The organism is Kitasatospora sp. NPDC085895 (assembly GCF_040702125.1).
In the GTDB taxonomy this organism is placed as follows: domain Bacteria; phylum Actinomycetota; class Actinomycetes; order Streptomycetales; family Streptomycetaceae; genus Kitasatospora; species Kitasatospora arboriphila.
Window position 1 is genome coordinate 1 of record NZ_JBFBJY010000138.1, and the last position, 12,153, is coordinate 12,153.

Below are 12,153 nucleotides of genomic sequence, written 5' to 3' on the forward strand. Positions count from 1 at the left end.
CTTGAGAAGCTGAATCATCACAGGTCGAGGCACCCTCCTACGCCTATCTCATGCTCCGTCACTAAGCCTGGTCACCACGGTGAATTGGTGAGGCACGATCCCCAGATGCCGAAAACAAGGCAAAACTCCAGGACTACGAACGCGCCCGCGACGAAGCCCTCGACCAACTACGCGACCGGATCCGCCACGAGCTCAAGACCCACCGCGGCGACGACCACGCGCAGACGAAGACGTCTGCAGTACAGACAGCCCGCCGTCATGGGACACCGCCGCAGAGCGGGGATGGCTGAGCAGCTTATAGCTCTGGGAAGCACCCCTCGACGAACCACTATCGAGATCTTGACCTCGGCCACTAGCTTCCGCCTTGGCCCGGAAGGAAGAATCATGCAGAACACATGCACGGCGACCACGCAGCGCGGCTCCCGCTGCCGGAATCCCCCCATGCGGTGGTACGGCCTCGGCCCGTCACCCGAGGTCTGCTCCCGCCACGCGACAGCGGAGCAGCAAGCCGCCTCCACAGCAGCGCTCGACCTGCCGTTCAACTACGCCACCGCCGACCCGAACGCGCCGTTCCCCGGCATCACGATCAGCCCGCGCTACCTGGCGTGCGACGACATCGATGGGTGGGTCGCCAAGATCAACGGCACCCATGCCCAGTACAACCTCGCCAGGACATTCCTCAACCGCGTCGGGCCAGCGCCCTACGGCTGAAGACTGCCCTCAACGGCCTGTACGAGTGCCGGGAGATCGGTCCCCTCGGCAAGTTCTCCTGCTTCTTCGTCGTACGAGGTCTCTTCCGCCCCCGAGTCCGACTGGTGTCCCAGGAGAAAGCCATGAGGATGGCCCGACGCATGGGTCAAAGGAGCTAGTCCTGTCTCGGCGGCCCGGCTGCAGCAGAGGCGTGGGAAGATCGGTGGCGGCTCCCGGGCCACCCATTGCCTGCCCGGGAGCCACTCGCGTACCGCCACGGCGGCGGGCCGGCCGCGTGTGAGGCGACGGCCTCCCGGGCCTCCGAGCCGTTCAGCGCGACCAGAGGTGGCACAGAAGTTCCTCGCGGAGCCGCTTGACGAGTTGAACGTGGTCCGCGAGGTCTTCGATAGGCAGGCGCACGACCGGTACGCCGCAGCGCTGCCATTGCAGGTCGTGATTGCGGTCGTCGGCGTGGCGGCGGGACCGGCGGTGGTGCGGGCCGTCGACTTCGAAGATGACGACGCGGCCGTTGCCGAGGACGGCGATGTCGGGGGTCCAGGTGTGGCCGGCTCGAAGGCGCACACCGGGCAGGGGCGCGATGGCGATCGTCTTGTCTTCCTGGGCCTTGCCTTGCAGGTGCTTCAGGGCAAGGTAGACGGTGCGCTCTTCCTGGCTGGAGACAGCCAGGCCGTCCTCGGTCAGGACGGTCGGTGCGGCGCGCTACCGGCGCAGTGCTGCGGGGTCGAGGTCGAGGGGGAACGGGTCGGTGAGCGCGGTGGTCTCGCTGGCCTGGACGAGGCGGTCGGTGTAGGTGCCGCGTTCGAGGTGGCCGAGGTGGAGGCGTGGGGTGGGTTCGAGTTCGAGGCGCCAGTAGTGCGGGATGCTGGCCGTGGCGTACAGGGCGGGCTTGAGCACCGTGTCGGTCATACGCGTGGATGGCGTGGTGATCTCGATCGCGACCACGACGGCACCGGCGTCCAGCGCGCTGGTGGCTTCGGCGGCCGCGGCCGCGTCGACGACCACCAGGTCGGGGATCAGCAGACCGTCGGGCACGAGCACAGGGACTGCGGGCAACACCTCGAGCGGCGCAGCGCCGGCCTCCGCGGCTTGGGCGAGCCGGGCCGCGAGTGCGGACCGGGCGCGCTGGCGGGGGACGTCGGGGTTCGGACTCAGCAACAATGCTCCGCCCACCAACTCGATCCGGGAAGGGGCCTCGGGCAGTGCCAGGACATCGTCCACGGTCCACGGCCCAAGGTGACCGCTGAGTAGCGCTGCCACCGATCCGAGCGTCGCCTTCCCGGTCACGGGGATTCCCCGGGTGGGGGCGTGAGCTGGCAGATCACAACGAGTTCCAGGCGGGGGACGACGTAGTAGGCGAGGAGGCCGCCGGCAACGTCGAGGTAGCGCATGGGCTCGCCGCTGCCCTGGTAGGAGGTGCCGTCAAGGTGGAGCGCTTCTGCCGCGCGCACAAGCTCGGCGGCCCGCTCTTCGGCAGCAGTGAGGAAGTCGACGGGGCAGCCGCCGGCGACCTGCTCCTGGTCCGGGAGGTACTCCCAGCTCCAGGTCACCCGGCCACCGCCGCGTAGGCGGCGCGGTAGAGCTCCGCAACCGTCGCGGCATGCTCGCGACACTCGGCGACCGTCGCGGCGTGGTTGGCCAGGTAATTCGCCCGGTGGTAGGCCTGCGCGGTGGTCGGTTGCCGCTCGATCTCCACCACAGCGGCCCAGTGCGCGACGAAGTTGCGGATCGGCTGGACGCTCCCGGCCTCGATCGCTTCGGCCATCGCCCGGGTCTGCCCGTCGATCATCTCCGGAAGGCGGTCCGCAGCAACCACGGCCAGCGCGGCCTTGAGCGCGGCGGGGTTCTGCTCAGGCCGGGGGATGAGTTCGGCTCCGTCGTGCACAGGCTGACTCATGGCGGCACTCCAATCCTTCGGTGTGAGGGTACTCGGCATCGAGCGAACAGTCGGGACCATCAGGAAGCACCGTTGCGAGGTGCATCCGGGCTGGTGCGCAGCGGGATGGTGCGGGGCGTCACGCGGCCCCGGTGAGGGACGTCGGCTTCCGGACCGGGCGCAGCGGAACGGCACCGGCTCGCTGGGCCCGGGCGGCTGCGAGGGCGGCGTGGTGGCGTGCGAGCTGCTCGCGGGCGTGGGCACGGGCGGCGGTCTCCGGGCGCCGGGTCGCGTCGGTGGTGGGCTGGGCTCCTTCGGGCTCGCGAAGCCAGCCTCGGTGCCCGTGGAACCACTGGTCGCGATCGGCGGTGAGGTGGGCTGCAGTCTGGTCGAGTGCGACCTGGCGGGCGATGGCCTGGTCGCGCATCTGCTGGCGGAGCTGCTGGTAGTTGGGGTTGTCGGCGAGCGGTGGAGTGATCGACGTGGGGGACTGGTCCCCCTGCTCGGCTGGGCCGGCGCTCTCGGTTGCGGGTGCGCGGCTGGGGGTGGCGGGGCCGACGCGGATGTCGAGGGCGCGGACAGTGTCGGGGCGGGCGCTGTTGAGCCTGGCGAGGACGGCTCGCTGATCGAGACGGAGCTTGGTGGCCCAGGCCGGGGAGTCGCAGGTGACGCGCAGGGTGCGGGTGTCGGCGTTGAAGCCGGCCGGGAACCAGTGGAGGGCGGCCTGGGGGCCGACGAGCTGCGCCCAGGTGTCACGCAGGGTGCCCTGAGCGGTGCCGAGCGCCCAGCCGTGTGCAGCGGCCATGGCGGGCATCACGGCGGCCAGGGTGAAGGGGTCGCGGGCGTCCCGGCCGGCCCGGGCCACCTGCTGGCGGGTGGCGGCCGGCTTCTTCGTCGGGGCGTTCCCGTGGAGCCGGGCTGCGCGGCGGGCTGCGAGCAGCGCGGTGCGGGCGGCGTCGGCACCGCGGGGCGTCTGATCGGTGGTGCTGGTCATGTCTGGACCTCCTGACCGGGGGAGTGGGGTGTTCATCGCGTGACGCCGAGCTGGATGCGCGGGTTGGCGGCCAGGCCCGCATAGCGGGCGACCAGGTCGATGCCGAACAGGTCGGCGGCATCGTCGCCGGCGAGCTCCATCCGGGCGGCCGCCTCGGCGGGGAAGAGGAATGCCTCCTGCAGGTCCTGCCCGGTGCCCGGGGTAGCGGTGGCAGCTGCAGCCTCGCCGAGCAGGTCGGCGAGAACTTCCATCTCGCCGACCAGCTCCCGCACCGCGGCCACGGAGATGTCCTCGACCCGGGCGGCAGCGTCCGCGGCCACCTGCCGGTCGTGCTGCTCCTGGTCGGCTTCCTGGCGCAGGGCGTGCGCGATCAGCGCGTGGGGCCGCTCGGGTCGCCACAGCAGGCCGGCACCCGCGTACTGACCTGCGATCTCGCTGAGCCAGGACACCGTGCGCTGCTCGTCCCAGCCCCGGGCGGCGGCGTCATTCAGGACCCACCGCAGCTGGTCGTGGGAGGCCTGACGCACCCACGGCACCCGCCGGTACGCGACCTGCGCGAGCTGGTCACCGGCGGCCATCATCGCTGCCGTGACGACCTGCCCGAGCACCGTCCGGCGCCGCGCCTCAGCCGGCCGCGAGGACTGCTTCCTCTTGGTGATCGACTTCTCGACACGGGCGATGCCCGTAGCTTTTGAATCACCCACAGAGGGAGAGCTCAGGCAGTCAGTGGTACCGACCTCCATTGGGGTGCAACGCGGGGTGCTGACGGCCCGTCGACCACTGGTGTGGCGAACGGTACGGCGGGCCCGCCGGGAGGCCTTCTTCCCGAGCTCTGCGATGACCGAGCGGCCCTCGTCCGAGATGCCGGTCATCCGCCGCCCCAGCCCTTCGCCCGCTGTGCGGATCCCGAGCGCCCGGTCATACGTGCGGGGGATGAGCCGCTCGTACTCCGAGGCATGGCTCTCCACTCGAGCCTGACCCGGCATCATCGGCAGTCGGGTGCCGATCGACCGCCAGGCCAGCAGCCCGGTCGACCGCAGGATCTCCAGGTGGTACTGCACGGTCCGTCGGGAGCACTTCAGCTTCCGCATCAGGTGCGCGATCGATGGCCGGCACGGCGTCAGCGTCGACAGCACCTCAGCCAGCCGAAGCGTCGTCTCGCCGAACTTCGGTCCGTGCGTCGGCACGTAGAGGCCGGCACCGTGCACCCAGTGCACCGCCTGCATCCAGCTGTAGCCGTCCAGCGCGATTCGCCCAGCGGTCCCGGACACCATCTGGTGCTGCTGCGGTACCCAGGTCGACCGGACCTGGTCCGGGAGCGCGGAGGTGGTTGGCGTATGGCGGGGCCGCAATCCAGCTGAAATCAGGTCTTTTCGACGGCACGCAGGCATGCCGAGGTGGCGGGAAGCAGCACTCTGCTGCATCATGACTCCTGTCCCTGAGCTCCGGCTCCAGGGACGACGAGGCCCCTGGATTGGGGTTTCGGTTCGGGAAGAACCAGAAGGACCCGCCCCCTGGCAGGGGCGGTGACGACCGGACGACAGGCCGTGGCAGGCGGTCGGCCGGACCTTCGCAGGGACCTGGCAGTCCCAGCGGAGACGGAAGTGGGCGAGGCTCGCGGTGGTGACCGACGAGTCCGCCCGGGCGGCGTAGGCAGTCCCCCTGGCAGGGGATTAAGCCGGCACGCCGCCCAGGAGAGCTAGGTCATCCCAACCCCCAATCGGGGGAACTCCTGGCTACGGACACCCACGGACAGCGCCCCAGCGGCGCATCGACGCGGGAGATTGAAAGACCTGGACTGCGAAGAGCGGTAGACATCACGCCAAAACGCCCGGGCGCTGTTGCGCTCGTGGGCCTTGCTCCAGGTACGCTGTGGCACAGCGAACCGTCTCCTCTCTAGTCAGGGCGGTTTGCGCCCGAGGATCGAGGCCGCACTTCCAGTTAGGCCTCTCCTCGGACCGGCCTCGTGCACGGGATCAAGGCGGTCTTCCACCCGCCCCCGAGCAACGGGGCCGTTCATTTTTCGGTTGTTTCACCGCTCTGGAGCTTCCACCCTCCAGATAGGCGACTACTGCCTGTGGCAGATCCTAGACCTAACGCGCTCTGCCAAGCACGTGTCCGTTCCCCCAAGTGAGCTGTGTCTTTTCTGCTTCTTCCCCTTGCGTTGCCTTGACGTCAGGCGTCGAACTCGTATTCCAAGACGTAGGCGGCGGAGTCAAGGGTCATCGCATTGACTTCTACGGCACGACCATCTGCGCTGAAAGCCGTGCGCGAGAGCTTGACCACGGGGCGATCCTGCGGGATCCCCAGAGCTTGAGCTTCATGACTGGTAGGGGACTCCACCCGCAACTCTTCGCGGAAGTGGGAAGGGCTGTGCCCCAGTTCGGCCAACCGGGCGTACACACCGCCTGGTCCGGTGTCTGTGCGAGTGATGGCGGTTCCTGTTACAAGATCACTTGGCAGGTAGGAAGTCGCCAGCATCACTGGCCGGCCATCCACCAGGTAGCGCCTTGTGCGCACACATGCCATGCCCCCAACGTTGATGTCCAAGACAGCTGCGACGGGTGGCGGAGCTTCCTCTTCCGTCACGCTCACCTGATCAACCGCCAAGCTTCGGTTCTCATCGGCAGCCCAAATCGACTTGCCGGCGCCCCACTGCTCGCGGGCGAGACGTGCGATGCCTCGCCGACGGATCGGTTTAAAGGCCTGCACGTAGGTGCCACCTCCTCGGCGGGACTCCGCAACACCCAGCCGCTTCAGTACGCCGAGGGCGCGCCGTGCGGTCATGGCGGCTACGCCGTAGTCCCGGGCCAGTTCGTTCTCGCCCGGGAGCCGGTCGCCGGGACCGTAGTCGCCTCGCTTGATGGCGGCCATCAGTTCCTCCGCGATCAGCTCGAACTTCGGCCCGTCGCTGTTGCTCACCCTGCCTCCTTACCTCGATAGCGATCCTACGGGCCTTGTCGCGGCGCTCCCACACTTCGGTGGGCGCGTCTGCATCCTACATCGATATCGAACCACTTGACTTCGCTATCGAGCAAGGCTTCACTAGGAACTGTCAGTAGCGGCAGCGATGCGGCGGCTGACAGGCCTGTTCTGTCAAGGGCACTGGCCAAGTGTCACCTAACTGCAAATCAGCGGTCGTCACCGCCTTGGCGGCGTGACGGGGTCGAGCTTTGCTCCCTCGGATCGAGACGGCTGTACCTCATATCGGGCACCACCAACACCACCTCGAGCAGCGCTGCTGCGCTGCCCGTCGACCAGGAAACCACCGGGTCTCCGGCCTGGTCGGCGGAGTGAGCAGCATCTCCGCTCCTCCCGCGCCCCGACTGCCTCAGAGGAGGTACCGCGATGTCGAAGTCCCGCGTCCGCACCCGGCACACCAACGGCCGTCCGGCCCTGAAGCTCAGCAAACTCCCCAGCACCCACTTCAACGTCCGCTCCGGCGAGCAGTTCACCATCATCTGCCCAGACTGCCGGAGGTGGCGGCGCGTGATGGGCTCCACCACCCTCAAGATCAAGGAGCATCCCGAGCACCGCGACGAGGAGAACTCGCCGCTCTGCCCGGGCTCCCGCCAGCTCGTCGTGATCGACATCAACGTGGCGGCGTGGCAGGCCGAGCAGAACCGCCTGGTCCGGGACGCGGTGCCGGCCGAGACCCGCCGCGCGGCCCGCCAGCACTACAAGCCCCTCCCGGAGCCCGCCCCGGCGGTCCACCACATGGCCGAGCGACGCGAGACCGTTCCCGCGCCGACCACCGCCGAGCGCGCTGACCAGTGGCGCCGCAGGCTCCCGGCGGTGTTCGTCACGGACACCCTGCGCCGCATCCCGCTGCGCGACGCCGTCGGCCCGATCCGCGGCATCGAGGTTCCGACGGAGAAACCATCCCGAGCGGCCTGACCCGTCGCCAGCACGAACGACCACGGCCGCCGCCGACCCCGACCCGCGGGGTGGGCGGCGGCCGTGGCTGCTCGTACAACAGCCACCACAACGAGAAGGCCCCAGGGATTGCGCCCCCGGGGCCTTCGTCGGTCGCTCCCAGCGAAAGGACCACGACCGTGCACACCATGATGGCATCCGCCGACACCCTGGCGAGCCACCCGAACGACGACCTCGACGACCTCTACGACCGGTACGCGAGCTTGCTGCGCGCGGCCGCTGCCGAGCAGCTCGCCGCGATCAGCCCGGAGAGCACCGGCCTCGCCGAGGACCTGACCGAGGCGGTCTGGGCCGACGTCGCCGCGGGCCGCTACCCGCAAGGCGCCCGCGGCCTGGACGGCCTGCTGATCCTGCTGCGCGACCGGGCCCGACAGGTCCGGGACCGGGCGCTGGCCGCCACCCGCGCGATCCGCGAGGTCGTCATCGACCTGGACGAGCTCGCCGATGAGCCGCACACCGCGATCCCCACCGTCCGGCCGCTGCCAGCCACGGTCTCCGCGGCCGTCGCCGCCACGCGCGGCCTCCCGCTGGCCGGGTGAGCGCCGTGACGATGACGCCCGAGGGCGCCGCCGAGCTGCAGCGCCAGATCCAGGAGCAGGCGGCCCGGCTGGAGGCGCAGCGCGCCGCCGACCGGGCGGCCGCCGAGGCCGCCGCCCGCGCCGCTGCCGGAGGTGGCCGGTGATGCTCCGCCAGCACCTGTACGTGTGCCGCAGCTTCATCGGCGGAGGCACCCCTGTCCCGCCGCCCGCACCGCCGAGCCCGCCCGCGCCCCCGGCCCCGCCGGCCGACCCGAACGGCGGTGAGCAGTGAGCAGCCCCGAGGACCAGGCCTGGACCCAGCGGCAGATGGACGAGCTGCTGCGCCGGGCCCGGGAGATGCACCAGCGGGCGCAGGCCGAGAAGGCCGGCCAGCAGAAGTAGCCACACACCCAGCCAAGAGAGAGGAAGACCACGCGTGATGACGACCGAGGAACGCCGGCAGGACGGACCCCACACCCACACCTTCCGCGCCTGGGCCCACACCGTCCTGGACCGGGAGACGGCCGACGGCGCGCAGCTGCAGCAGCGGCATGTCCTGGACGAGGCCGCCCACCCCGAGACGGCCGCGGCGTTCCGACGCCTGGCGGCCCGCGCCTGATTGCCGCCGGTTGCTGCCGTTCGCCGCCGCGCCCCCGCCCCGCACTGCCGGGCGGCGGGGGCGCGGCGGCGTTCGACGGTGCCCGACGCGCCGCCCGCCGGAGGCCGGCGGGCCGATCAGGAAAGACAGGCCGACGGCGACAACGGCCGCATCGGCTGGCTCCGCCGCTGATTTCGGCACCGCCCTGCTGCTGCCCCGAACGGTTTCGGGACCGGCACCCCGCCGCTTCGGCCCCACCACACAGGACGCCGCAGGCGACCCCGCCCCGACGGGCCGCACAGTCCCTGTTCCGTATCCCGGCCGGCCGCCGTTTCGGCACCACCCGGCCCCGTTTCGGCACCACCCGGCCCCGTTTCGGGAGCACCTGATCCCGTTTCGGGAGCAGCCCCGGCCGTTTCGCGCCCACATGAACGATCTCTTCCGGAGGCCTCCGTGACGATCACCGACATGCCGCCCACGGCGGCTCCCCCCATCCCGGCGCAGCCCGCGCCGGGCCCCGTTTCGGCACCGACCGACCCCGTTTCGGAGACGGCCGGATTCGTTTCGCCCGCAACCCCGACGGCTTCGGACACGCCGCGCACGGCCCGCAACCCGCTCATGATCCTGCTGTCCCTGGCGGCCGCCTTCGGCGGCACCACGGTGGGCATCATCGGCTTCGCGATGTCCTACGACACCCTCTCCCGGGTCGCCCTCGCCTGGGGGTTCAGCGAGCGCCTCGCCCCCTGGTTCCCGGTCGGCGTCGACGCCTCGATCGTCGCCTTCCTGGCCCTGGACCTGTACCTGGTCTGGAAGTACACCCCGTGGCCGGTGCTGCGCCTGGCCGGGCACGGCATGACCGCGGCGACGATCTGGTTCAACGCCTCCTCGCAGGGCGCGCCCGCGGCAGATCCGGTGCGGGCGGCCGCGCACGGCGTCATGCCGCTGCTGTTCGTGATCGGGGTCGAGGCCGCGCGCCGCCTGATCATCCAGAAGGCGCAGCTGGAGGCCGGGACCGCAGCCGACCGGGTGCCGCTGCACCGCTGGCTGCTGGCCCCGGTGGCCACCCCGCGGCTGTACCGGCGGATGCGGCTGTACAACGTCGTCTCCTACCCGGAGATGGTCCGCCGTCAGCAGGAGCTCATCGCCTACGAGCTGTGGCTCAAGCGCAAGCACGGCGGGGACCTGGGCGCGGCCAGCGAGGACGAGCTGCTGCCGATGACGATGGCCCCCTACGGCTACACCGTCGCGCAGGCGCTGGCGATGCCGGACGAGCAGGAACGGGAGGCCGAGGTGAGGGCCGAGGAGGCCGAGCGCCGGCGCCTGGAGGCGGAGACCCGCCGCCAGCTCGCCGAGAAGGAGGCCGAGGCCGACCGGCTGCGCGCGCAGGGCCGCCTGGAGGCGGTGCGCGCCGAGGTCGAGGGTGAGATGGGCCAGGCCCGCGCGCATGCGAAGGCGCAGGTCACGGCCGCCGAGCGGGCCGCTGCTGCGGAGGAGGCGGCGCTGGAGACGGCGCTGGTCGCCGAGGCCCGCGCCCGCACCGCCACAGCGGAGCGGGAGGAGGCCGAGCAGCGGCAGGCGGCGGCCGCCGCGGACGTGGAGGCGGCCCGGCTGGAGCGCGCCGCGGCCGAGGAGCGCAAGGCGGCCGCCGAGGCCGACCGAATCGCGGCGGCGGAGGAGCGGGCGATCGAGACGCAGACCATCGCGGTGGCCCGCCGGGCCGCCGCCGAAGCGGACGCGGCCGCCGCCGAAACGGAGAAGGCCGTCGCCGAAAGGCGCCGGGCCGCTGCCGAAGCCGACCGTCTCGCGGCCGAAGAGAAGGCCCGCGAGGCGGCGGCTCTCGCGGACATCGAGCGCTCCCGGAAGGCTGCCGCCGAAATGGCGCAGGCCGCTGCCGAAACGCGCCGGGCCGCCGCCGAAATCGAGCGGCGCGCGGTCGAAACCGAGGACATCGCCAAGCTGCGGCCCCGCGAGCGGGCGGTGCGCAAGGTCGCCCGGATGATCCTGGCGACCGCCGGCGGCGCAGCCGAGCAGCTGCCGCTCGCGGACATCCAGCGCGAGCTGGAGGTGTCCTCCCCGGCCACCGCCTCCGAGTACCGCCAGGAGGCCACCGAGCTCCTCGCCCAGGGCTACCGGCCCTGACCCGCACACCTCCGAGACGGTCGGCCTCTCCGGTGGCCACCAGGGCGCAGGCATCGCCCTGGTGACCGCCGAAGGCGCCGAAGCGCCGAGCACCACCCTAGACCCGGCCGTCCGGCCGGAGCCCGGGTCGACACCCGCGACCACCACGTCCAGGCCGGAGCACCCGGCCGAACCCTGAAGGAGGAAGCAGCCCATGACGGACGAGCACGAGAGCGCCCTGCGGGGCGTCGCCCAGAACCCGGACGCCTTCGTCGCCTACCTCGGCGACATCCAGCGCGTCCTGCTGGGGATCGCGAAGAGCCTGGAGACGCTGCAGCAGGAGACCCGGGTCCACCTGCGCTCCACCCACGTCGAAGGCGACCGCTGGTACCACGCCCGGCTGCGGGCCCTGCCCCTGGAGCGGCAGCTCAAGGACATCCTGCGGCACCTGGAGGCCGTCACCGCCGGCCTGGAGAAGGGCGCCTACAAGCGCCGCGCCCACGACGACGAGGTGAACGCCCTCCCCGGAAAGCGCCGCGAAAAGGCCATCGAGAAGGGAAAGAAGATCCCGCCCGCCCTCGCCACAACCAATTCCGCGGAATCGGTCACCGCCTCGGCGGATTCCCGCTATGGTGGTCCCACGTCGATTTTCGACCTGAGCGAAAAGCGGTCCGCGTGAACCGGCCGCTGACCGGCGTCGAACGCGGCACGGAAAAGCGCCGGGCCTGGTACGTCGACGAGGAGCGCAAAGCCCGCGAACAGCGCGGCGAGCAGGGTGCGATGGAGTTCTGGCTCCGCACCGCACGCTCCCAGATCGCCAAGGACATCAGAGCCGGCCGCACGGATGCGTGGGCCGGCTTCGCCCTGGTGTGCCGGCTGCTGATGACGGCGCTCCAAAAGCGCGCCGCGGGCGACCGGCGGATCTGGGACGACCTGATGCGCTACGCGGAGCAGGTCGTGGCGCAGCACCCCCCGCGTGACCCTGCGTGACGTACGAGGCCCCGCCGGATGGTCGGCGGGGCCTCGCGCGCATTACGCGTGCACACGTGCCCGTGCACGCGTGCACACGAGAGCCCACTGTCTGTCAACCCCTGGAAGGAGGTTTCCGTGTCCGACGACAGCGACCGCGACCGCCACTGCAGCGGCGGCGACGGCCGGGTGATCGAGTTCCCCGGTAGCGGGGACGGCTCGTACGTCCCGCCGCCGATCCCGCTCTACCGCGACGAGACCGCGGTCCCCCCGGAGAGCCCCGAGGAGACCACCCTCGAACTCCCCGCCATTCCCGCACCCGCGCACCCCGCGGCATTCCTGGCCTCACCAATTCACCGTGGTGACCAGGCTTAGTGACGGAGCATGAGATAGGCGTAGGAGGGTGCCTCGACCTGTGATGATTCAGCTTCTCAAG

16 protein-coding genes are annotated in these 12,153 nt (G+C 71.0%); 9 read left to right on the forward strand and 7 right to left on the reverse strand.

All coding sequences use genetic code 11. The features are described 5' to 3' along the window. Positions 1 to 384: 384 nt before the first annotated feature. Positions 385 to 711: a hypothetical protein gene (locus AB0442_RS39855; RefSeq protein ID WP_366168411.1), complete on the forward strand. Its 327-nt coding sequence runs from the start codon at positions 385 to 387 to the stop codon at positions 709 to 711. A gap of 309 nt (positions 712 to 1,020) precedes the next feature. Here the strand turns inward: AB0442_RS39855 and AB0442_RS39860 are convergent, their stop codons facing one another. From AB0442_RS39860 to AB0442_RS39890, 7 genes are all read right to left on the reverse strand, one after another. Then, positions 1,021 to 1,272 carry a hypothetical protein gene (locus AB0442_RS39860; protein ID WP_366168412.1) on the reverse strand — a complete coding sequence of 84 codons (252 nt, stop codon included), beginning with the start codon at positions 1,270 to 1,272 and terminating at the stop codon, positions 1,021 to 1,023. Between the two features lie 138 nt (positions 1,273 to 1,410). Next, positions 1,411 to 1,995: a Uma2 family endonuclease gene (locus AB0442_RS39865; RefSeq protein WP_366168413.1), complete on the reverse strand. Its 585-nt coding sequence runs from the start codon at positions 1,993 to 1,995 to the stop codon at positions 1,411 to 1,413. Continuing rightward, a complete protein-coding gene (locus tag AB0442_RS39870) occupies positions 1,992 to 2,258 on the reverse strand; it encodes a hypothetical protein (RefSeq protein ID WP_366168414.1) in 267 nt (88 codons plus the stop codon). Before AB0442_RS39870 ends, AB0442_RS39865 begins: the two co-directional genes overlap by 4 nt. Continuing rightward, the gene (locus tag AB0442_RS39875) at positions 2,255 to 2,605 is read right to left on the reverse strand and encodes a hypothetical protein (protein ID WP_366168415.1); all 351 of its coding nucleotides are present in this window, start codon (positions 2,603 to 2,605) and stop codon (positions 2,255 to 2,257) included. Before AB0442_RS39875 ends, AB0442_RS39870 begins: the two co-directional genes overlap by 4 nt. A 118-nt stretch (positions 2,606 to 2,723) precedes the next feature. Next, on the reverse strand, positions 2,724 to 3,578 hold the full coding sequence (locus AB0442_RS39880) for a DciA family protein (protein ID WP_366168416.1): 855 nt from the start codon (positions 3,576 to 3,578) through the stop codon (positions 2,724 to 2,726). Between the two features lie 32 nt (positions 3,579 to 3,610). Next, positions 3,611 to 5,005, reverse strand: a complete 1,395-nt coding sequence (locus tag AB0442_RS39885) for a hypothetical protein (protein WP_366168417.1) — start codon at positions 5,003 to 5,005, stop codon at positions 3,611 to 3,613. 748 nt (positions 5,006 to 5,753) lie between these two features. After that, positions 5,754 to 6,500 carry a GntR family transcriptional regulator gene (locus AB0442_RS39890; RefSeq protein ID WP_366168418.1) on the reverse strand — a complete coding sequence of 249 codons (747 nt, stop codon included), beginning with the start codon at positions 6,498 to 6,500 and terminating at the stop codon, positions 5,754 to 5,756. A gap of 426 nt (positions 6,501 to 6,926) precedes the next feature. Here AB0442_RS39890 and AB0442_RS39895 point away from each other — a divergent pair, with 426 nt between their 5' ends. From AB0442_RS39895 to AB0442_RS39930, 8 genes are all read left to right on the forward strand, one after another. Next, on the forward strand, positions 6,927 to 7,475 hold the full coding sequence (locus AB0442_RS39895; protein ID WP_366168419.1) for a hypothetical protein: 549 nt from the start codon (positions 6,927 to 6,929) through the stop codon (positions 7,473 to 7,475). 158 nt (positions 7,476 to 7,633) lie between these two features. Beyond that, positions 7,634 to 8,053 carry a hypothetical protein gene (locus tag AB0442_RS39900; protein WP_366168420.1) on the forward strand — a complete coding sequence of 140 codons (420 nt, stop codon included), beginning with the start codon at positions 7,634 to 7,636 and terminating at the stop codon, positions 8,051 to 8,053. Between the two features lie 5 nt (positions 8,054 to 8,058). After that, positions 8,059 to 8,196, forward strand: coding sequence for a hypothetical protein (locus AB0442_RS39905; protein WP_366168421.1), 138 nt, complete (start codon positions 8,059 to 8,061; stop codon positions 8,194 to 8,196). Positions 8,197 to 8,471: 275 nt separating this feature from the next. Then, a complete protein-coding gene (locus AB0442_RS39910; RefSeq protein ID WP_366168423.1) occupies positions 8,472 to 8,651 on the forward strand; it encodes a hypothetical protein in 180 nt (59 codons plus the stop codon). Between the two features lie 597 nt (positions 8,652 to 9,248). Beyond that, positions 9,249 to 10,769: a DUF2637 domain-containing protein gene (locus AB0442_RS39915; protein WP_366168424.1), complete on the forward strand. Its 1,521-nt coding sequence runs from the start codon at positions 9,249 to 9,251 to the stop codon at positions 10,767 to 10,769. 193 nt (positions 10,770 to 10,962) lie between these two features. Then, positions 10,963 to 11,427 (forward strand): hypothetical protein, encoded by a 465-nt coding sequence (locus AB0442_RS39920; protein ID WP_366168425.1) that lies wholly within the window; start codon positions 10,963 to 10,965, stop codon positions 11,425 to 11,427. Next, positions 11,424 to 11,738 (forward strand): hypothetical protein, encoded by a 315-nt coding sequence (locus AB0442_RS39925; RefSeq protein ID WP_030274406.1) that lies wholly within the window; start codon positions 11,424 to 11,426, stop codon positions 11,736 to 11,738. Before AB0442_RS39920 ends, AB0442_RS39925 begins: the two co-directional genes overlap by 4 nt. 117 nt (positions 11,739 to 11,855) lie before the next feature. Then, positions 11,856 to 12,092, forward strand: coding sequence for a hypothetical protein (locus AB0442_RS39930; RefSeq protein ID WP_366168426.1), 237 nt, complete (start codon positions 11,856 to 11,858; stop codon positions 12,090 to 12,092). The last annotated feature ends 61 nt before the right edge of the window (positions 12,093 to 12,153 follow it).